The 20862-nt window shown below is 65.9% G+C and carries 14 protein-coding genes; 5 read left to right on the top strand and 9 right to left on the bottom strand.

Annotation, left to right across the window (positions count from 1 at the left end; genetic code table 11):
* Positions 1 to 35: 35 nt before the first annotated feature.
* The gene (locus IPM80_02790; GenBank protein ID MBK8957367.1) at positions 36 to 1802 is read left to right on the top strand and encodes a hydantoinase B/oxoprolinase family protein; all 1767 of its coding nucleotides are present in this window, start codon (positions 36 to 38) and stop codon (positions 1800 to 1802) included.
* A 540-nt stretch (positions 1803 to 2342) separates the two neighbouring features.
* Here IPM80_02790 and IPM80_02785 read toward each other — a convergent pair.
* Positions 2343 to 6239, bottom strand: coding sequence for a FecR domain-containing protein (locus IPM80_02785; protein MBK8957366.1), 3897 nt, complete (start codon positions 6237 to 6239; stop codon positions 2343 to 2345).
* 126 nt (positions 6240 to 6365) lie between these two features.
* Between IPM80_02785 and IPM80_02780 the strand changes: the two genes are divergently transcribed.
* Both IPM80_02780 and IPM80_02775 read left to right on the top strand, forming a co-directional pair.
* A complete protein-coding gene (locus IPM80_02780; GenBank protein MBK8957365.1) occupies positions 6366 to 7442 on the top strand; it encodes an MBL fold metallo-hydrolase in 1077 nt (358 codons plus the stop codon).
* A 33-nt stretch (positions 7443 to 7475) separates the two neighbouring features.
* Positions 7476 to 9953, top strand: a complete 2478-nt coding sequence (locus tag IPM80_02775; GenBank protein ID MBK8957364.1) for a heavy metal translocating P-type ATPase — start codon at positions 7476 to 7478, stop codon at positions 9951 to 9953.
* A gap of 97 nt (positions 9954 to 10050) precedes the next feature.
* Here IPM80_02775 and IPM80_02770 read toward each other — a convergent pair whose 3' ends face one another.
* The gene (locus tag IPM80_02770; protein ID MBK8957363.1) at positions 10051 to 10329 is read right to left on the bottom strand and encodes a helix-turn-helix transcriptional regulator; all 279 of its coding nucleotides are present in this window, start codon (positions 10327 to 10329) and stop codon (positions 10051 to 10053) included.
* A gap of 102 nt (positions 10330 to 10431) precedes the next feature.
* Here IPM80_02770 and IPM80_02765 point away from each other — a divergent pair, with 102 nt between their 5' ends.
* The gene (locus IPM80_02765) at positions 10432 to 11295 is read left to right on the top strand and encodes an MBL fold metallo-hydrolase (protein ID MBK8957362.1); all 864 of its coding nucleotides are present in this window, start codon (positions 10432 to 10434) and stop codon (positions 11293 to 11295) included.
* A 313-nt stretch (positions 11296 to 11608) separates the two neighbouring features.
* The gene (locus IPM80_02760) at positions 11609 to 12988 is read left to right on the top strand and encodes an alginate export family protein (GenBank protein MBK8957361.1); all 1380 of its coding nucleotides are present in this window, start codon (positions 11609 to 11611) and stop codon (positions 12986 to 12988) included.
* 98 nt (positions 12989 to 13086) lie between these two features.
* Here the strand turns inward: IPM80_02760 and IPM80_02755 are convergent, their stop codons facing one another.
* From IPM80_02755 to IPM80_02725, 7 genes are all read right to left on the bottom strand, one after another.
* On the bottom strand, positions 13087 to 13869 hold the full coding sequence (locus IPM80_02755; protein ID MBK8957360.1) for an SDR family oxidoreductase: 783 nt from the start codon (positions 13867 to 13869) through the stop codon (positions 13087 to 13089).
* Between the two features lie 143 nt (positions 13870 to 14012).
* Positions 14013 to 15473 (bottom strand): pyruvate carboxylase, encoded by a 1461-nt coding sequence (locus tag IPM80_02750; GenBank protein MBK8957359.1) that lies wholly within the window; start codon positions 15471 to 15473, stop codon positions 14013 to 14015.
* A gap of 26 nt (positions 15474 to 15499) precedes the next feature.
* The gene (locus tag IPM80_02745; protein ID MBK8957358.1) at positions 15500 to 16105 is read right to left on the bottom strand and encodes a hypothetical protein; all 606 of its coding nucleotides are present in this window, start codon (positions 16103 to 16105) and stop codon (positions 15500 to 15502) included.
* Between the two features lie 13 nt (positions 16106 to 16118).
* Positions 16119 to 17675: a hypothetical protein gene (locus IPM80_02740; GenBank protein MBK8957357.1), complete on the bottom strand. Its 1557-nt coding sequence runs from the start codon at positions 17673 to 17675 to the stop codon at positions 16119 to 16121.
* 31 nt (positions 17676 to 17706) lie between these two features.
* Entirely contained in the window at positions 17707 to 18444 is a 738-nt protein-coding gene (locus tag IPM80_02735; protein ID MBK8957356.1) for a hypothetical protein, read from the bottom strand.
* Between the two features lie 31 nt (positions 18445 to 18475).
* Positions 18476 to 19504, bottom strand: coding sequence for a tyrosine-protein phosphatase (locus IPM80_02730; GenBank protein ID MBK8957355.1), 1029 nt, complete (start codon positions 19502 to 19504; stop codon positions 18476 to 18478).
* 126 nt (positions 19505 to 19630) lie between these two features.
* Entirely contained in the window at positions 19631 to 20773 is a 1143-nt protein-coding gene (locus IPM80_02725; protein ID MBK8957354.1) for a cobalamin-independent methionine synthase II family protein, read from the bottom strand.
* Between the last annotated feature and the right edge of the window lie 89 nt (positions 20774 to 20862).

The following is a 20862-nucleotide window of genomic DNA, read 5'->3' as shown; positions in this document are numbered from 1 at the left end:
ACCAGCCGACGACCGACCCAACTCCCGCCTACACCATGGACCCGGTGCTGATGGCGGTGCTCGCCAATCGCCTGAATGCCATCGTGCGCGAAATGTCCAACACCTTGCTGCGCACCGCGCGCTCGGCGGTGTTGGCGGTGGTGCGCGATTTCTCCTGCGCGATCGTGACGGCCGACAACCAGCTGTTGTGCCCGGGCGAAGGCCTGCCGGTGCACATCTTCGGCTCGTCGCTGCAGTCGCAGTCGATGTGCGACCTGCACAAGGATCTCACGCCCGGCGATGCCTTCCTGCACAACGATCCCTACCTCGGCAACACCCACGCCGCCGACCACATGATCATGTGCCCGGTGATCGTCGACGGCGAACACCTGTTCACGACCTGCGCCAAGGCCCACCAGGCCGACTGCGGAAACTCCATCCCCAGCACCTACCACGCCTATGCGCGCGACGTGTACGAGGAAGGCGCGCTGATCTTCCCGTGCGTGCGCGTGCAGAAGGATTACAAGGACGTCGACGACATCATCCGCATGTGCCGGCGCCGCATCCGCGTGCCCGAGCAGTGGTATGGCGACTACCTCGCCACCGTCGGCGCGGCGCGCATCGGCGAGCGGCGGCTGACCGAACTCGTGCGCCGCTACGGCATGGACACCATTCGCCAGTTCGTGCGCGACTGGTTCGCCTATTCCGAGCGCCGCATGATCGAAGCGATCAAGAAACTGCCGAACGGCCGACTCACCAATGTCGGCCATTACGACCCGCAGCCGCCGGTGCTGCCCGATGGCCTCGCCATTCGCATCGACGTCAACGTTGATGCCGTCAACGGCACCATCGAAGTGGATCTCACCCACAACGAAGACAACAAGGACTTCGGTCTCAACCAGTCGGTGGCCTGCGCCACCAGCAATGCCATGGCCGGCGTATTCAACTGCATCGACCAGGACGTGCCGCACAATGGCGGCAGCTTCTCGCGCGTGTCGGTGAAACTGCGTGAAGGTTGCATCATCGGCATCCCGCGGTTCCCGCACTCGTGTTCGATGGCGACCACCAACATCGGCGACCGCATCGTCAACATCACCCAGGCGGCGTTCGCCACCATTGGTGACGGCCATGGCCTGGCCGAGGGCGCGCTCGGCATGGGCGCGGGAGCCGGTGTGATCTCCGGCAAGGACTGGCGCCTCGGCGGCAGCCCCTACATCAACCAGGAATGGCTGGTGGTCAATGGCGGCCCCGGCACGCCGAGTACCGACGGCTGGTTGAACTACGGCCTGCCGGTGGCGGCCGGACTCATGTATCGCGGCAGCGTGGAAGTGGATGAATCGAAGTATCCGATCACCATCAAGTCACTGCGCGTGGTGGAAGGTGGCGGCGGCGCCGGGCGCTTCCGTGGCGCGCCGGGCGGCGAAGTGATCTACGGCCCGCGCAAGGATCCGATGACGGTGGTGGTGTCCTGCGACGGCCAGGTCAATCCGCCGCAAGGCGTGCGTGGCGGGCATGCCGGGCCGGCGGCACAGACGTATCACGTGCGCATCGACGGCAGCGAAGACAAGCTGCCAGGCGTGGTCGAGTGTCGCCTCAAGCCGGGGGAATTCGTGCGTGGCGTGGACTGCGGCGGAGGCGGCTACGGCTCGCCGCTGGACCGCGATCCTGCGCGCGTACTGGCCGACGTGCTCGAGCGTTGGGAAACGCGCGAGCGTGCACATGACGTCTACGGCGTGGTGCTGCGCGGCGCGGTCGAGGATGAATCGTTGGCGGTGGATGGGCCCGCCACCGAAGCGCGGCGGGCAGGGATGGCGCGGGCTTGATTCGCCCGCGACCGCCTGGCGCCCCCCCCGCCGGCAACAGCATGAGCCAGGCCGCCGGTAGCGGCACGGCGGACGTCTGGCGCAGCACGTAGGCGTTCAGGATCGGCGCATTGGAACTCGTGTCGAATTCCAGTGCCTGGCTGCTGGCGTCGGCCACGAAGGTTCCCACCAAACTCGTGAAGCTGCCCTGCACCACGGTGGCGGAGATGGCCATGCCATCACCGCCGAAGGCGGCCGTGCGCCCGCAGGCTCCGCGGCGCCCCACTCCCCCCCCGCGCCCCGCCCCCGCCCCCCCCCGCCCGCCCCCCCGCCCCCCCCCCCCCCCAACCCCCCCCCGCGCGCCCCCCCCCGCCCCCCCCCCCCCTTCCTTTTTTCCTTTGCCCCCTCCCCCCCCCCCCCAGCCCCCCCCCGCCCCCCCGCCCCCCCCCCCCCCCCCCCCCCCCGGAACAGCGCGCCCGCCCGCCCCCCCCCCCCCCCCCCCGGAGCGTGAAGTACTGGGCACTTCCCGCGCGGTGACGGGCGACGGTGAGACGGCTTTCGCTAAAAGCGATACTCCGCCGACATCAGCACCGTGGTACCGACGCCGGTAAAACCCTCGGCGAGTTCGTAGTCCGCATCGAACAGGTTGTCCGCCGACAGGGTCAGCGACAGGTGCTTGTTGAAGGGTTGCCAGTTGGCGAAGGCGCCCGCCGTCCAATAGCCGCCCAGCGTGCGGCTGTTGTTGAGATTAGCCACGCGCTCGCCGGTGTAATTACCGCCGACGCCCAAGGTCACGGCCTTGGGATGCACCCACGTGAGGCCGGTATGGAATTCCTGCTCGGGGATGAGCGGCAGGTCGCGGCCGCGCTCCCTACCCTGGGAACGGTTCTCGCTCCACAGGTGCTTGTAGCTCGCCGACCAACCGATGCGCTCGGCCAGCCACACGTTGGCGCCGAAGCTCACGGTATCGAGGCGGCCGTCGGCCAGGTGACCGAAGATCGTGAAGCGCGAATCGGGCACGAAGCCCAGGGCAAAATCCTCGACGTCCTGGCGGTCGACCTGCACGAAGGTGTACACGCGCGAATTCCACTCCGCGTCCCAGCGCAACTGGTGATACCAGGTGGCGGCCAGGGTGTCGGTGGCGGAGAAATAGGCGTCGGGCACCACCGCGCCGAGGATGCCGACGGGCGCCAAGGTGTCCTGCGTGCGCAGGGAATCGATCAGGGCGCTCTGCGATGACGCGCGCAGCCAGTGGCGCGGCGTGATGCGCCACGCGGCGCCGATGCGCGGATCGAATTGATGCTTGTCGTTGGCGCCGAGCGAGATGTCGCGGTAGAACACGCCGCCTTCCAGCCACAGGTCGGGCGTCAGCTTCCAGCGCGCCTGGCCATAGACCTCCAGCGAAGTCGCCACCGCGTTCTGGCTGATGCGCTGGCCAACCGCGTCGGTCCACACGAACGCACATTGTCCGACCGGGTTGGCGACGCCGATGTCGGGACAGGCCGGCACATCGACACCGACGCCGAACAGGTTGGCGATGCCGAACAGCCGCGGCGTGATGGCGTTCAACACCGTGTGTTCGTCGAAGCGTCCGTAGCCGGTGCCATAGGTCAGCTCCAGCGGGCCGGCATCGAACATCTGGCGCAGCTGGAACAGCAGCTTCGAGGCGTTGGTGGTGTCGTTGAGGGTCGCATCGTCGTCGATGGCCGCCGCCAGGTTGTCGGGCGTCGCCGGGCAATCGACATTGAACAGCACGCCGCACAGCGCGTCGCTCAAGGGGCCGGTGAAGAGCACCGGAAAGCTCGGCGGCTGGTTGATGGTGGCGACCGCGAGATCCGTCACGTCGAACAAGCCCTGGCCGTACAGGCCGCGCGTGGTGTCGCGTCCGAACGTGCGCAGCAATGAATAATCGCGACTGCCGAGGCCGCGACCGAAAGGGCTGCCATTGCTGAAGCGCGAGGTTTCATAGCCACCCGCCACGCGCGCCATGATGCGATTGTGATAATTGACGCGGTACTGGTAGCCGAGATCGGCGAACAGGAACTGGTTCATCTGCGCATCGTCCGGGTCGCCGTCACTGGCGGCGCCGGGCAGCTGTTGGTTGAAGTGCTGGGCGGTCAGGTTGAACAGCAGGTTGTGGCTCTGGTCGAGCAGGCTGCTGCCCAATTGCACCTGCAGGCTCTGGTGGCCGCTGGCATTGTCGTCGCGATTGCCATCGTCGTGCGCATGGCTGCCGGCGATGTAATAGGCGATCGGATCGGGGCGCCGCACCAGGCCTTGCACGCTGCCGCCGCCGGAATGAATGAAACCGCCATCGTTGTAGCCGAGCGTGCCGGCGAGCGTGACGTCGTGACGTTCCTGGCGAAACGGCTCGTAGTAGCGGGTCGGAAACGACACCGCCGTCGGGTCGAGCAACAGGCCCTGCAGGTTGGCGCCGAGCCGCGCGCGCTCGGACGCGAATTGGTTGGCCTGCGACAGGTAGAAGTAACCGCCGGCCTCGTAGGGATCGAACGCCAGCATCGAGTAATAGCCGCCCCACTCGTCGAGGCCGAGATTGGAATAGGCCTGGCCGAGCGTGGCGCTGCCGCCGCGCGCGTTGGCGAGCGTGTCGACCGCGAAGGACTTCGCGCGCAAGGTCTTTTCGAAGCCGCGGCGCGCCTCGCGTATGGCCTCGCCCGCTTCGAAATGATCGACCGCCGTCACCGAGCCAATGAGGTCGGGTATCGGGTCGTCGGGGTCGCGCTGGCGCGCGGTGTCCAGCGCCTGGCGGGTGCGCGCGTAGTCACCGGACTGGTAGGTGGCCGCGGCCAGGAACCAGTCTATGCCCGGCAGTTCGGGGTTGGCGACCAGCGCCTTCAAGGTTTTGTCGACCGCCTTCGACGGCGCGCCGCCGAGCAGGTCGAGATAGGCGAGACCCAAGCCCGCGTAGGCTTCATCGGCATTCAGGGTCTGCGCCTGTTCGAGATGGCTGCGCGCTTCGTCGAGGCGACCGAGGTAAGCCGCCACCAGGCCATAGTTGGCATGCGCGGATGCGCTGCCCGGATCGGCGGCCAGCGCGGCCTTGAGATCGCGCACGGCGGCGCGGTAATCGCCGATGTCGTTGTTGACCAATCCACGCTTCTCGTAGGCTGGGGCGAAGCCCGGGCGCAGTTCGAGGCTGCGCGTATAGGCGGCCAGAGCGCGCGCGGCGTCGGGCTCGCTGTACTGGTGATAGAGGCCCTGCTCGTACCAGGCGAGATGATCCTTGGCGTCGAGCGCCAGCGCGCGCCCGACAGCGGCCTGCATGTCGTCTCGCGCATCGGTGAGGAAATACAGATGGGCGAGCAGCGTCTCGAAGCGCGCGTCGCTGCTGAAACGCGCGGCGGCTGCGCGCGCCACCTCGATGGCCGTCGCATGATCGCCGGCGAACGACGACAACCACGCGCGCACCAGGTGCGTATCGGGCAAGTCACCGGCGCTCGCCGCGAGCGCCGCCATGGCGGCATCGGCTTCGCCGAAGCGATGCTGTTCGACCAGCACGCCGACGGCCGTGAGTTTCGCCAGCGCCACGCGCCGCGCGTCGCTATCCGTGGCAGCCACCGCGATGGCCTGCTCGGCGCGCGCGTAGTCGCGACCATGCAGGGCCACGCGCGCCGTCACCAGCGCCGCGCGCGGCGACGCGACATCGCCTTTCAGCAAGTTGTCGGCTGCGGCGTAATCGCCGCTGTCCAGCGCCTGTTCGGCCTTGGTCAACGTATCGTCGCCGCCCGTATCGCCGCCGCCCACGCGCAGCATCTCCAGCCATTCCGGCCCGGTCTGCAGCACGATCAGCGGGCGGTCGCGCAGGTCGACAATCGCGCGCTTGGAAGGCGCCTGCCCGTGCTCGGCGGTGCCGACTTCTCCGCGCGTCAGCGACACCGCGCCGAGTTCGTTGCCGAGTTCCACTTCGCCCGACAGCACGGTGGCGGTGGTGCGTCCGGCGGCATCCACGCTCACGTGCCAGTCGGTGCCGCGTATGCCGAGCGTCGCGCCTGGCGTGCGCACGCTGACTATCGGTCGCCGCCCGCGTTGCACGCCGGCGGTGACGGTGCGGAACAAGGCCTTGGCGCGCGACCATGCCGCGCCGCTGATGAGGGCGAAGCGACTTTCCTCGACGCCGTCGCCACCGCGCACCGACTCGACCTTGAAAGTGGAGTTGCGATGAATGCGCACCTGGGTGTCGTCGTTGAACAGCACGGCCGCGCCGCCATAGGGCCCGGTCTTGATGGTGTCGCCGCTCTTGAGAATCTGCCCGACCGCCAGCATTTGCAATTGTGTGGCGCCGGCCCGTTGCAGCACTTCGTCGCCGCGTGCCGCGACCACCTCGCCGACCTCGGCATGGTCGGCCTGCGCGGCGACGCGCACCGAGGGTGCAAGGCACAAGCTCAACACGACGAGTACCACGGTGAGGACATTCATGGCGCGAGGTTCTTTGTTCATGGCCGGATTATATCGACGGCGCGCCGCGGGAATTGATCCAGCCCAGGGCGCGGCGCTTTCATGGCGCGCGATGCGGGCCCACAATAGCCAGGCTCGACACCGGGCCCTTCAAGCAGGTAATCCATCATGCTCATCTTTCGCCAGTTGTTCGACCAGGAATCGTCGACCTATACCTACCTGCTGGCCGACGACCAGACACGCAAGGCCATCCTCATCGACCCGGTGTTCGAACAGGCGCGCCGCGATCTCGCCCTGCTCGGTGAACTGGGCCTCGAGCTCGAAGCCGTGCTCGACACCCATTGCCACGCCGATCACGTGACCGCCGCGTGGCTGCTCAAACAGCGTACCGGTGCGCGTATCGCCATCGCCGCCAAGGCCGGCGTCGAAGGCGCCGATCAATTGCTCAAACACGGCGACAAGGTCGCTTTCGGTCAGCGCCATGTCGAAGTGCGTGAAACGCCCGGCCATACCGACGGGTGCCTGACCTACGTGCTGGACGATGAAAGCATGGCCTTCACCGGCGACGCGCTGTTGATTCGTGGCTGCGGCCGTACCGATTTTCAACAGGGCAGCGCGTCGCGGCTCTATCACTCGATACGTACCCAGATATTCTCCCTGCCGGATGCCACGCGCCTGTATCCGGCCCACGACTACAACGGCCTGACCGTCACCAGCGTGGCGGAGGAGAAACGCTTCAACCCGCGCTTCGGCGGCCAGATCAGCGAATCGGATTTCGTCGGCTACATGAACAACCTGGGCTTGCCCCATCCCAAGAAAATCGACCAGGCCTTGCCGGCCAACCTGCGCAGCGGCCGGCCCGAAACCGGCGAGGCGCCGGACACCGAACCACACTGGGCGCCGCTCACCTATACCTTCGCCGGGCTGTGGGAACTCGACCCGCGCTGGCTGGAGGAACATCGCGACGCGGTGCATGTGCTCGACGTGCGCGAGCCCGAGGAATTCAACGGCCCCCTGGGGCACATCGTCGGTGCGCAGTTGATCCCGCTCGGCGAACTCGCGCAGCGCGTCGACGAGATCAAGAACGACAAGCCGCTGGTGACGGTGTGCCGCGCCGGCGGACGCTCGGCACAGGCCATCGTCATCCTGCGACGCGCGGGACGCAGCGATGCCGCCAATCTCGCCGGTGGCATGCTGCGCTGGCGCGCGCAGGGTTACGCGGTGGTGGGCGGCGCGTCGAACTGAAGCGAGCTGTGAGCGACTGAGGATATGCCGGCCATGAACCAAGCCCACGGCGCATGCTGCCACTCGCCGGAGAACAGCGAAGCGAACTGGCGCGACCCGGTGTGCGGCATGACCGTACGCGCATCCTCACCCCACGCCTTCGAACACGCAGGCACGCTTTATCGTTTTTGCTGTGCGGGCTGTCGCGGCAAGTTCATGGTCGACCCGACGCGTTACCTCGCGCCGGTCGTCAGCGCGGACCAGGATCCCGTATGCGGCATGACGGTGCGCGACGACTCGCCGCACCAGCATGATCACCACGGCCAGCATTTCCGCTTCTGCTCGATGGGCTGCAAAACCAAGTTCATCGCCGATCCCGCACGCTATCTCGAGCCGCGGCCGGTCGCGCCCGAGGTCGCAGCGCCGGGCAGCATCTACACCTGCCCCATGCATCCCGAGATCCGCCAGGATCATCCCGGCACATGCCCGCTGTGCGGCATGGCGCTGGAAGCAGAGATGCCGAGTCTCGACGACGGCGACAATCCCGAACTGACCGACTTCCGTCGACGCTTCTGGTGGACCTTGCCGCTCAGCGTGATGGTGATGGCGCTCGGCATGGGCGGCCACCTCGTGCACGCACTCACGCCCCATGCGCTGGCCTTGGTGGAACTGGTGTTGAGCTTGCCGGTGGTGCTGTGGGCCGGCGCGCCGGTGTTCGAACGCGGCGTCGCTTCGCTGCATAACCGCAGCCCCAACATGTGGACCTTGATCGCGCTCGGCGTCGGCGCGGCGTTCACCTACAGCGTGGTGGCGACGCTGGCGCCGGGCGCCTTGCCGGCAGCGTTTCATCAGGCCGGCATGGGCGGCCCGCCGGTCTATTTCGAATCGGCGGCGGTGATCGTGTCGCTGACCCTGCTCGGCCAGATCATGGAATTGAAAGCGCGCGCGGCCACCGCCGATGCCATCAAGGCCCTGCTGCGGCTCGCACCGCAAACCGCCCATCGCGTCGGCGCCGACGGACTTGACGCCGATATCGCCTTGAGCGAGGTGCAGCTCGGCGACACGCTGCGCGTGCGTCCCGGCGAACAGGTGCCGACCGACGGCGTGGTGCTGGAGGGCCACAGCGAAGTCGACGAAGCGATGCTGACCGGCGAATCCCAGCCCGTCACCAAGCGCGCCGGCGAGCGCGTGATCGGCGCCACCCAGAACCTCACCGGCAGTTTCACGCTGCGCGCCGACAAGGTGGGCAACGACACCGTGCTTGCGCGCATCGTGCAGCTGGTGGCGCAGGCGCAGCGCTCCAAGGCGCCGCTGCAGCGGCTGGCCGACACCGTGGCCGGCTACTTCGTGGCCGGCGTGGTGGCCTGCGCGCTCGCAACGCTGCTGGCATGGGGCCTGTTCGGCCCCGAGCCGCGCTGGGTGCATGGCCTGGTCAACGCGGTGGCGGTGCTGATCATCGCCTGTCCCTGCGCACTCGGACTCGCCACGCCGATGTCCGTCATGGTCGCGACCGGCCGCGCCGCGCAACAGGGCGTGCTGTTCCGTGATGCCGCCGCCATCGAAGCCTTGAACGACGTCGACACGCTGGTGGTCGACAAGACCGGCACCCTCACTGTCGGTCAACCGACCTTGAGCCGCGTGCTGGCCCTGCCCGGTTTCGATCAGGACAGCGTGTTGGCCGGTGCGGCGAGTCTCGATCAGCATAGCGAGCATCCGCTGGCGCGCGCCCTGGTGCAGGCCGCCACCGAGCGTCATCTGCGCCTCGACAGCGTGCAGGATTTCGTCGCCAGGCCGGGCCTTGGCGTCCGTGGCCGTATCGGCGGCGGCGTGGCGGCGCTCGGCAACCAGGCGATGATGTCCGAGCTCGGCATCGCCATCGATGCCCTGCACGACGAGACCGCGGAGCTGCTGCACGGCGGTGCGACGCTGGTCTATTTCGCGCGCGATGGCCGCCTGGCCGGCGCGCTGGCGCTCGCCGACAGCGTGAAGTCCACCACGCCGGCGGCCCTGGCGGCACTGCGCGCGGCGGGCCTCAACATCGTGATGGCGACCGGCGACAGCCATGCCAGCGCCGCGCGTATCGGCGCCGAACTCGGCATCACCGACATCCATGCCGGCCAGAAACCCGCCGACAAGCTGGCGCTCATCGAGCGCCTCAAGGCCGAGGGTCGCATCGTGGCGATGGCGGGCGATGGCATCAACGACGCGCCGGCCTTGGCGCGCGCCGACGTCGGCATCGCCATGGGTACCGGTACCGATGTGGCCATGCAGAGTGCGCCGGTGACGCTGATCAAGGGTGACCTGCGCGGCATCGCCACCGCCCGCGCCTGCGCACGCGCAACGCTTGCCAACATGCGTCAGAACCTGGCGTTCGCGTTTGCCTACAACGCGCTCGGCGTGCCGCTCGCGGCGGGCGTGCTCTACCCCTTCACCGGCTGGCTGCTGTCACCGATGATCGCGGCGCTGGCCATGAGCCTGAGTTCGGTGTCGGTGATCAGCAATGCGCTGAGATTGCGGCGGGCAGCACTGTAGGTGCGAATTCATTCGCACATTAATGGCTATTGACGGCGCATCGTCGCGCGAAAGAATGTGCGAATGAATTCGCACCTACAGGGGGCACGGCATCGCGCTAACCGCAGTAGGTCTTGTAAAGAAACTTCAACAGCTTCCTGACCTCGCCGTCCGGCAAGCCGTAATACACGGTCTGCCCTTCACGGCGCGTGCTGACCAGCCCTTCCTTGCGCAACAGCGCCAACTGCTGGGACATCGCCGGTTGACTCAAATCCAGCGTCTGCGCCAATTCGCCCACGGCCTTTTCGCCGTCCACCAGCTGGCACAGGGTCAGGAGGCGGTTCTTGTGCGACAGCGACTTCATGAGCTCGCTGACGCGGCTCGCCACTGCTTCCATATCCTTTACATGCATAAGTCTATATATACGTATATTTACATATAGGAGTCAAGCCCGGACCAAGCCTATGCTCGCCTCACAGCTCAATGCAAGGAACCCGACATGCAAGCGCGCGTACACGGCATTTTCGACCCGGCCACCTACACCATCAGCTACGTGGTCGCTGAACCGACCGGCGACCACTGCGCCATCATTGATTCGGTGCTGGACTACGACCCGAAATCCGGCCGCACCAGCACCCACTCGGCGGATGCGCTGTTGGCCTATATCGCCGCCGAACGCCTGACCGTCGACTGGATACTGGAAACCCACGCCCACGCCGACCACGTCAGCGCCGCGCAGTACCTGAAGTCCAAGGTCGGCGGCAAGGTCGCCATCGGCGAGCACATCACGCGCGTGCAGGCAGGCTTCAAACGCCTGTTCAACGAAGATGAGCGCTTTGCCACCGACGGCTCGCAGTTCGATCACTTGTTGAAGGACGGTGAACGCTTCGCCATCGGCGCGCTCGACGCCCAGGTGCTGCACACCCCTGGCCACACGCCGGCCTGCGTGAGTTTCGTGATGGGCGACGTCTGTTTCGTCGGCGACACGCTGTTCATGCCTGACTACGGCACGGCGCGCTGCGACTTCCCGGGCGGCGACGCGGCCGAGCTCTATCGCTCCATCCACAAGATCCTCGGCCTGCCGGACGACACGCACCTGTTCATGTGCCACGACTACCTGACGCCGACGCGCGACCATCACCTGTGGCAGACCACCGTGCGCGAGGAGCGCAAGCACAACGTGCACGTGCACGAGGGCATCACGCAGGCCGAATTCGTCAAGCTGCGCGCGGCGCGCGATGCGACGCTGGCGGTGCCGGTGCTGATCCTGCCGTCGGTCCAGATCAACATGCGCGCCGGTCACAAGCCGCCGCCCGAAAGCAACGGTATTTCCTATCTCAAGATCCCGCTCGATACCCTGTGAGGCCGCGCCCGCGGCGTGGCGAATAGCCAGGCAAGAAGCGGGATTTCAGCCGCGCGTGACCCTCCTAGAGTGGCTGCACCCTCAGCCACTCCGGGAGCAGCACCATGTCCTTTCAACAACGCGAAGTACTGGCGACCGTGATCATCAGCCTGTGTGGGGGCGCGAGCTGGAGCTTTCTGCTCTACAGCCTCTACTTCAGCATGGCAGCGCCGACGCTGGGATGATGCGGCCGTCCGTCACCACACTATCCGGCAGGTGACGCACTGCGGCGCGGCACGGAATAATCACTGCACACCCGTCAGGCTATCCAGTGATGAAAGCTTCGCGCCGCGCTTGCCTCGCGTCCCCCGCCACGGCGCCACGCCCGTGGCTGCTGGCGCTGGCGCTAAGCACCAGCATCGGCGTGTGCCATGCCGAACTGGAGTTCCAGCCGCTGCCCGGCGTCGATGTCAAAGCCGGCCTGCGCGCCGGCTTTGCCGCCGTCAGCATGATCAACGCCAATCTGGGTCTCGGACAGGTGGACTTCCTGACCCGCGAACGTCACGGCGATCCGAGCTGGTCGGAAATCGACATCCAACCCTATGTCGGCTTCACCAGCCGCGATGGCTGGTATGGCGACGTATCGGTGGTCGGCGCGCAGACCTTCTTCGACGGCGACGCCGCGGCCTTCACCCGCGCCGGCGATGGCGGTGTCGGTATCGAGACCGCCCTGCTCGGCTGGCGCTCGGATGTCGCCACCCATGACAGCGACAAGTTGGTGGTCGATCTGTCCGTGGGCCGCCAGACCCTCGACATCGGCGATGGTTTTCTCATCGACGACGGCAATTTCGATGTGCGTCACGACGGCGGCGTGTGGCTGGTACCTCGCCAGGCCTTCCAGCGCAGCCTGGTCGCGCGACTCGACTACCGCGCCTGGCACAGCGATTTGTTCTTCCTCGAAGCCGACCCCGACAACGACGAGCCGGCGCTCGCCGGCGGCAACTTCGAATACCAGTTCACGGGCGGCGGCCACGCCGGGCTTTTGTATCTGCACATTCTCGATACCGACACGCCGCGCCTGTTCGGAGTACGCGAAGGCATGAACGTGCTGAGCGCACGTGTCAACGACCTGCGCTTGGCGGCCTTGCCGCAGGTCGGCTGGTGGGGCGAAGCCACGCGCCAGTTCGGCGACGGCCGCTTTGGTCGCATCGACGCCAGCGCCTGGTATGCCGAGGCCGTGTACCACTTCGAACACCTGACTTGGCGACCGCGCCTCTCTTACCGCTACGCGTGGTTCTCGGGTGATGCCAATCCCCATGACCACACCCGGCGCGATTTCGATCCCTTGTTCTACGGCTTCGACAAACGTACCTGGGGCACCTGGTTCCAGGGCGAAGTGACGGGCGGCTGGCTGCTGTTCAACAACAACCAGCGCAACCACCTGGTGCATCTCGCCGCCACCCCGCGCGCCGACCTCACGGTCGGCATGATCGGCGGGCATTTTTCATTGGTCGAAAACAACTACCGCGGCGTGGCGGTCAGCAACCGGGATTTCGGTGACGAGCTGAACATCTATACCGACTGGGCAATCAACAAGTACGTGTTCCTGAGCGCGGCCTACGGCGTGATGTTCCCCGGCGAAGGCGCGATACAGGGCGTCGGCGACGACGAAACCTTCCACCTGTTCGAGATGGGGTTGTATTTCACCTACTGAGACGCGGACTGGAGATCCTAATGGGTCCGGACTTCAGTCTGACATTCGTCCGTCCCAGTGTCAGACTGAAGTTTGACCCACGATGACTCACACGTGGCTTACGCCCGCCCCGTCGAGCCGCCGTCCACGCACAACACGGTGCCGGTGCAATACGACGCCTCATCGGAGGCAAGATACAGGCACGCGTAGCCGACCTCCTCCACCGTCGCCGGCCGGCCCATGGGCGCGATCAGCTTGGGGTTCTCGGGCGAGAACAACTGGCCCAGCACCATTTCCACCATCTGCGTCTTGACGAATCCCGGCGCCACCACGTTGCAGCGTATGCCGTCATCGACGTAGGCGACCGCCATCGAGCGGGTGAGATTGATGATGGCGCCCTTGGTGGCGGTGTAGGTGTGCGCGTCCGGCGCGCCGCCCATGCCGAAGATGCTGGCGACGTTGACTATCGAGCCCGACTTCTGCTGCTTCATCTGCCGCACGACCAGGCGGCTCACGTAGAACACGCTGTCGAGATTGATGGCCATGATCTCGCGCCACTTGTCGATGGGTGTAGTGTCGATGGGGTCCATCGAGCCTTCGCTGATCAACTTGTGGCTGTAGCCGACGCCGGCGGCGTTGAGCAGGATATCGATGCGGCCGTACTCCTTGACGCAGGCATTGACCGCGGCTTCGACCTGCGCCGGGTCGGAAAGATCGGCGCTGAACACGCTGCCCGTGCCGCCGACCGCGTGCACCATCTTCAAGGTTTCGTCGAGATTGGCCTGGGTACGCGATACGCCGAACACGGTGGCGCCCTCCTTGGCGAACATGCGCATGCAGGCCTGGCCGATACCGGCGCCGGCGCCGGTGATCATCGCGATTTTGCCTTGGAGACGACCCATGATTATTCCTCTTTTAAATTGTGGGTCAGACTTCAGTCTGACATTCATGGATGAGCCCCTGGGGCCCGACATGCAAGCAATGTCAGACTGAAGTCTGACCCACAAAGGTGCTATTGAATCTACTTGCCCCGACGAGGCCGAACTCAGCCGTTCCGCCTGAGACTCAGCTCAAAGCCCGCCGACGCAATTTCCACCACCGGCGAAGTCGCGAGCTTCATCAAGCGCGCGACCTGGTCGAGCTCCGGCGTCGACAGCAAAGGGTAAGTGGTCTTGACTGGCCCGGCGGCACGCATGCGTTCGAGATCCGCTTCGGGCACCAGCGCCTTCAGGATCAGATCGTCGTCGTTGGCGGCGGCGTAACGCTTGCGCAGTTCTTCGATACTCGGTTGTTCGGGCGGCTCGGCGAGGATGTCCTTGGCGCGCGGCGCGTTCATGATGCGGTCCAGGACGGCGGCCTCGATGGGCGCGACGGTCTGGCCGTAATAGCCGGCCGCGTACTGGATGACTTCGTCCGGCACCACGCTGTAGCGCTTGCCGGTGACGATGTTGAGCACCGCCTGGATGCCGACCAGCTGGCTGAAGGGCGTGGCCATGCCGGGATAGCCGAGTTCTCGGCGCACGATGGCGGTTTCCTCGAATACTTCCTCGAGCTTGTCCGACATGTTGTGCTTGGCGAGCTGCGCGCGCAGCGTGCCGACCATGCCGCCCGGGATCTGGTGATCGACCGACAGCACGTCGTATTCGGCGAACTGGTTGACGAGATAGCCGGCGGCGTGGCCGACCTTCTCGAAATGGTCGGCGATGGGCTTCAACAGTTTCTCGTCGATGTCGTGGGTATGGCCGCGGCGCGTGACGTTGCGCGCCATCACCTCGATGGACGGCACCGCCGGACCGTTGGCCAGTGGCCGCGTGCTGGTGTGCAGGATGTTCACGCCGCACTCGATGCCGGCCAGGTAGGCCTGCACCGACTGGCCGAGACGATTATTTGAATGCAGCTCCAGCGGCCGTCCGCCGATGCGCGCGACGATGGCCGGCACCAGGGTCTTGATGCGTTCGGCATCGAGCACGCCGGCGGTGTCGTAGAGCAGGATGGTGTCGATGTCCGGCGAGGCGGCAATCTGCGCGGCCTTGTCGGCGAAGTACTCGTCCGAATGCACCGGGCTCAGGGTGTACATCACCGTGCCGGCCACCTCGGAGCCATAGGCCTTGGCGATCTTGGCGAGCCTGTGCATCTTGTCGATGTTGAACAGCACGTCATAGATCCAGAAGCTGCGACAGCCGTGTTCGTTCAACTGCCGGATCCAGGCGTCCATCAAGGCATCGGGCGTGACGCTGAAAGTCACCGCCGCGTTCGAACGCATGCCGGCGCGCAGCTTGGAGCGCGGCATGGATTGCACCAGCAGGTCGAGACCGTCCCACGGATTCTCGCGGCATTCGCGGATCAAGACTTCGAACTGCGAAGAGCCGGTCAGATCGACCACGCGGTAGCCGACGCGATCGATCAGGGGCGTGACCGGCAAGGCCATGCCGGCCGTCATGCGCATGCCCCACAGGCTTTGCTGCCCGTCGCGCATCGTTTCATCGAGGAATTCTACGTGTGCCATGGTCTGTGTGCCGCGTCGCGTTGTACCTATTCCTCGCGCACGTGGCCGAGAATACGCAGAAGATCTTCGTGCAGTTCGAACCACACGGTGTGATAGCTGTCGAGCTTGGCGTCGGACACCCACGCCACGTCGCCGTCCTCGGCCTTCTCCAGCGCCGCGCCGAGCTTGTCGCTGTAGACCTTGAGGCGCGGCTCACCGGCGCAGAGTTTTTTCAATATCGGTTCGAAGCGCTCGTGCAGATCGCCCAGGCGGGCGATTACGCGCTCGTCGTAATCCTTGTTGGAATGATCGTTGGCGACGCGCTTGCCGCCGACTTCCATGGTCTGCCAGTCGGTGATGAGCTGCTTCAAGTCCTTGTTGATGACTTCGAAGCGCTGGTAGGCAGCGACGAAATCGGCGTTGGCGCGCAAGGCGTCGTTGAAGCGCGAGTACTCGCCGGCCAGCATCATCTGGCCACAGGGCGTCAGCATGTACTTGCCGTCGACCTCGGCGACGCGGCCGCCGGCCACGGCGCCCGTCAGCACGGCTTCGACGCGCGCGAGCGGCAGGCCGGCAAGCGCGGCGACCGCCTTGGCATCGCCATGCTTGCGGATGGCGACGCCGTGCATCACCTGGTGGAGTTCGGTTGCCATGTGCGTATCCCCCTCAACCCTTGGCGCGCAGCGCTTCGATGTCGGCGCGCGTGAGGCCCGCACCCTTGCCCTTCAGCAGCCGCGAATGCTGCTGCTCCGTCTTGAACAGTTCGTCCGCCAGCGGCGTGTCGTAGTGGTACTTGACCCAGTCGGTGCACAGGAAGCGGTACTTCTCGTTGCACGGATCGGGCACGAACTCGCGACTCGCGCGGTTGTACTCCTCCTGGCTCATGACGCCCCGCGAGGTGCGATAGCGGTCGACCTTGGGCGGCAGGTTGCTCAAGCCCGGGCGCATCGGTCCGACGCTCGGCGCATAGTCGGTGTCGTCGAGCATCGAGTAGGGGAAATAGGACAACGCGCGGCGCGGCAGATCGGTGTGTTGCATCATGTAGTAGTCGTGCATGCGCTGGCTGGGGGTCGAGATGTAACCCACCAGTTCGCCGAGGAACAGGTTGCCGTATTCGTCGTTCAACAGCGGACGGAAACGCTCGGTGCGCTCGTCGATCATCATCCAGTCGTCGGCGTCATAGCAGCCGGCGATGTGCGCCATTTCCTTGGCGATGGCGAAATACACCAGCGCGCCGGCGTCGAGCTGCTGGTCGCGCGTCCAGCCCGCCATCTGCTCCCACAGCTTGGCGGTGGCGGCCTTGATGCGCGCGTTGAGATCGTTGAAGGTCGCCGTCAATTCCTCGCGGCTGCCCATGCCCACCGGGACCGGCACGTGGGTCAGGTTGTCCTGGGTATAGAGGCCGACCGCGACGATGTGTTCGGGCTTCATCTCCGGCTCGGATTCGAACGAGCCCCAGTCGTCCAACAGGTTGATGTGGATGCCTTCCAGCATCATGGTCACGGTCAGGTTGTTGTAGGGGATGTCCTTGCCGACGCCGTCCAGCCACGGGTAGTCGTATTCCGACAGCTCGCGGAATTCGCGCACCAGCATCTCGCGCGTGTCCGAGATCTTGTAGGGCCCGTGGTTGTGGGTGGTGACGCGGCACTCGCAGGACACCAGGAAGCCGTACTGGGCGATGGTGGCCATGAAGTTCTGCGCGGCGGTGTGCAGTTCGTCGCCGATGCGGCATTCGAAGGCGTCGGCGTGGTACACCTGCAGGCGCTGCTCGGGCAGGATCTGGCCGCGATGGTTGGCCATGCGATTGGTGAGATTGCCGTTGTTGCGATGCCAGGACAGCTGGAAGCGCTTCCAGAAATCCATCACGTAGGTGACGTCGTCGACCGCGTCGGTGGGTTTGATCACGCCCCAGTTGATCAGCATCTCGCGGCCCAGCAGGTAGAAGCAGGGAATGGTCCAGGCCACTATCTTGATGCCGCTGTTGCGCGCGCGGTCGCCGATCTCCTCGGCCGACATGTGCTCTTCAATCTTCTTCAGCAACACCGGGTAGCGGTAGAAGCAGTTGAGATACGAGAACAGGATGTAGGCCGAGACCGGGAAGATCTTCGATTCCTGCACGGTGCGCGTGGCGCACAGCCAGTAGGTTTCATCGGCGTTCTGCTGAATGAGGTTGTTGGTCTCGAGCAGCTGGGCGTAGGTGAGCTTGTTGCCGGACATCGTCATGGATTCCTGATGAGGGTCGTCGCGCGCGGCATCAGCCGCGGGTGAGGCGCCAGACACGCGCCGAGGCGTCGATGCCGTGGGCATAGTCTTCGCCGGTCTTGGCCCGCGCCGAGATCTCCACCTCGACGCGATCGCCGTCCTTGATGCCGGACAGGCGTGAATTCATGAGGCAGGGAATGCCGTACTCGCGGGTCAGGATGGCGAGATGCGAGCGGGTGGTGCCGCCGGCGCACAGCACGCCCTTGAATTTCTCCAGCACCGGCGCGGTCAAGGTGCCGCCGGAATCATCGACGATGGCGATGGTGTCGGCCGGCACGCCGTGGGTCAGGTATTCGAGCACCTTGTCGCTGGTGCGCACGTAGCGCGCGATGCCGGTCATGTTGGCCTGGTAGGTGACGACATTGTCGCCGGCGCCCCGCAGTTCGCGCCCGTCGGCGTCGGCCGCCGCGGTCGGCGCGCCCTCGTGTTCGAAACTGAAATCGGGATTGTTGAGACCGGCGTCCTTGTAGGCCTCGGGGCGCTCGATGGCCGACGACATCGCCGACGGCGCGAAGCGATAACCCATGCCCAGCAGCCGCGCTTCGATGGCCTCCATGTCGGCCTTGGTCACCACCGCCGCGTCGGGGCCGAACACGAACTCGCGCCACGGTTTGCCGGCGGCGGCGAAGCGTTGGCGTACCAGGTCCTTGACCGCGCTGTTGTAAGCCTCGACCGCGGCGAATTCCGACTGGTAGCCGTATTTGTCGGTGTCGACCATGAGCTTGGCCATGCGTACTCCCCTCGTCTGTGTGTGCGTGTGGCTAGGATGTGTAATGCGCGCGCAGCCGTGCGAGCTCCGCGGGCCCGAGACCGTAGAGGGTCTTGAGCAGCCCTTCCCCCGAGCCGTAGTGTTCATCGATGGCGGCGAAGGCGGATTGTAAATAGCTTTCGCGGGTTTCCAACAGCGGCGTGATCAAGGGCCGCGCCACCTCCATGGGCCACTTGACCTCGTACTTGGTAATGACGCGCGGGATCTCCGCCTCGTAGGGGAAGTAGCGCTGCGAGAGCATGAAGTCCTTAAGGATGGTGGAACGCGGCACGCCCAGCGCCGTCAGCAGCAGCGCCGAGGCCACGCCGGTGCGCTCCTTGCCCGCCGAGCAGTTGATCAGCACCGCGCCGGGGCCGCATTCCATCAGCACTTCGAACAGCCGCTGGTAGCGCGGCGCGGCGCTGATGACCAGCACCCGCATCATTTCGTGCATGGCATCGAGCACCGGCTGCGGCTCCTGGGTGCTGGCGAACAGGCGATTGAAGAAATAGCGGTCACCGATGCCGGGCGTGATCTCCAGCACTTCCAGGCGCGGCTCGCCGGGCAGCCCGCGCGATTCGCTGGCGCGCTCCTCGCTGGTGCGGAAGTCGCACACCGTGCGTATGCCGAGCTCGCTGAACTGCGCCACGCTGTCGGCGCCGAGATTGGCCATGTGCCCGGAGCGGAACAAGCGTCCCCATTGCACGCGTCGGCCGTCGGCGGTGGCGTAGCCGCCGAGGTCGCGGAAGTTGATGCTGCCGCTCATCGGCACGTTGCGCTGTGCGACGATGAGTCCGCTGCCGTCGCGCCGCTCGAGCAGGAAGTATTCGCGCAGGCCTGGGCGGCGGGCCGGGACGCTGACGCCGGGCCGTGCGTCCATCGCGAGCGGCTGACCGCGATCGATGGCCGATGGCGAGGCGCCGCCATAAATCTTCACACCTGCGTCGGTGAAGCGCTCATCCCATTCGAAGCGATAACGGCCGTCGCCCTGTAATTCGACGGCGACGCCCACCACCAGGTCGTCGCTCACTGCGGCTTGCATGTCATTTCCCTTGTCGATGCGAATGCATTCGCACGTTCGCGACGATGCGTGGCGCCGGCCTCCGGCGTTGAATGTGCGAATGAGTTCGCACCTGCAAGGTATCGTTGCAATCGCATGTCGGCTGGGTCACCACAAACGCCGGGTCGCGATCGCCGCGCCCTCGGCCAGGGTCTTCAACTTGGCATAGGCAATGTCCGGGTCGACGCGCCCGTACTTGGCGAACGTGCCGAAGCCACAGTCGGTGCCGGCGATCACCCGTTCGCGCCCGACGATGTCGGCGAAGCGACAAATGCGCTCGGCCACGTATTCCGGGTGCTCGATGAAATTGCAGGTGGTGTCGATCACGCCCGGCATCAGCACCTTGTCGTCCGGCGGCGCGATTTCTTCCCACACCCGCCACTCGTGGGCGTGACGCGGATTGGCCGACTCGAAGGAGATCACCTGCGGTTTGACCTTGTGCAGCACGCGCATGATCTTGGCGAGCGGAATATCGAAGTCGTGCGGCCCGTCGTAATTGCCCCAGCACAGGTGCAGGCGCGCGGCCTGCGCCGGCACGTGTTCGAGCGCGTGGTTCAAGACCTCGACATGCAGTTCCGCATGGCGGATGAACTCGGCGTCGCTGAGATCCTTGTACTGGGTGTGGCGCGCCATGGCGAGATCGGGGCAGTCGATCTGCACCACGAAGCCGGCCTGGTTGATGGCTTCGTATTCTTCGCGCAGCACCTTGGCCAGGGCCTCGAGATAGGCGCGCTCGCTGGGATAGTGCTGGTTGGGCAGGAAGGCGCCGATCACGCCCGGCGACGCGGCGTTGAGAAAGCCCTCGACCACGTCGGCGCCTTCCAGCGCCTCGCGGAAATTGGTCAGGTCGGCGTCGAGCGCGCTGCGATCGCGCACTTCGATTTCGCCGGTACAACAGGGGCGCAGGATGTTGGGCGCCTGGCCCTGCTGCGCGGTGCGCTGCATGAAGGCCGGGTAGCGGGCGAGATCCGCCGGCGGGTTGCGCGGGCTGTCGCCGGAGAAGCCGGTGCAGCGATCCTTGATGTAGGTCGCATAGCCGATCTTGCTCATCTCGCCATCGCTGACGATGTCGACGCCCGCCTCCACCTGGCGCGCCACCGCCTGCTTGACCGCGGCCAGCACCTCGGCCTGGAAGACGTCGGCATCGATGTCCTCGCCGAATTCCTTGCGCAGCAACAGATCGCTCAAGGCGTCGGGGCGCGGCAGGCTGCCCACGTGGGAGGTCAGGATTCGCTCGGTACTGAGTCTCATGGCGTCGCCTTGCTCGCTGGGAGGAAGGCGCATTCTGGCACGGACGAGCGGCGCACGGCGAGGCGCGCGCGGCCGTCGATGATGCCCGC

Source organism: Pseudomonadota bacterium (genome assembly GCA_016719885.1).
GTDB lineage: Bacteria > Pseudomonadota > Gammaproteobacteria.
This window is presented reverse-complemented; position numbering and strand designations above follow the sequence as displayed.

Excerpts from the sequence above, each read along its gene's own strand:
- IPM80_02755 (MBK8957360.1), bottom strand. The coding sequence starts at position 13,869 with ATGGGTCGTCTCCAAGGCAAAATCGCGATGATCACCGGCGCCGGCGCC.
- IPM80_02730 (MBK8957355.1), bottom strand. The coding sequence starts at position 19,504 with ATGCAAGCCGCAGTGAGCGACGACCTGGTGGTGGGCGTCGCCGTCGAA.
- IPM80_02760 (MBK8957361.1), top strand. The coding sequence starts at position 11,609 with ATGAAAGCTTCGCGCCGCGCTTGCCTCGCGTCCCCCGCCACGGCGCCA.
- IPM80_02740 (MBK8957357.1), bottom strand. The coding sequence starts at position 17,675 with ATGACGATGTCCGGCAACAAGCTCACCTACGCCCAGCTGCTCGAGACC.
- IPM80_02775 (MBK8957364.1), top strand. The coding sequence starts at position 7,476 with ATGAACCAAGCCCACGGCGCATGCTGCCACTCGCCGGAGAACAGCGAA.
- IPM80_02735 (MBK8957356.1), bottom strand. The coding sequence starts at position 18,444 with ATGGCCAAGCTCATGGTCGACACCGACAAATACGGCTACCAGTCGGAA.
- IPM80_02750 (MBK8957359.1), bottom strand. The coding sequence starts at position 15,473 with ATGGCACACGTAGAATTCCTCGATGAAACGATGCGCGACGGGCAGCAA.
- IPM80_02785 (MBK8957366.1), bottom strand. The coding sequence starts at position 6,239 with ATGAACAAAGAACCTCGCGCCATGAATGTCCTCACCGTGGTACTCGTC.
- IPM80_02790 (MBK8957367.1), top strand. The coding sequence starts at position 36 with ATGGACCCGGTGCTGATGGCGGTGCTCGCCAATCGCCTGAATGCCATC.
- IPM80_02725 (MBK8957354.1), bottom strand. The coding sequence starts at position 20,773 with ATGAGACTCAGTACCGAGCGAATCCTGACCTCCCACGTGGGCAGCCTG.
- IPM80_02765 (MBK8957362.1), top strand. The coding sequence starts at position 10,432 with ATGCAAGCGCGCGTACACGGCATTTTCGACCCGGCCACCTACACCATC.
- IPM80_02780 (MBK8957365.1), top strand. The coding sequence starts at position 6,366 with ATGCTCATCTTTCGCCAGTTGTTCGACCAGGAATCGTCGACCTATACC.
- IPM80_02770 (MBK8957363.1), bottom strand. The coding sequence starts at position 10,329 with ATGGAAGCAGTGGCGAGCCGCGTCAGCGAGCTCATGAAGTCGCTGTCG.
- IPM80_02745 (MBK8957358.1), bottom strand. The coding sequence starts at position 16,105 with ATGGCAACCGAACTCCACCAGGTGATGCACGGCGTCGCCATCCGCAAG.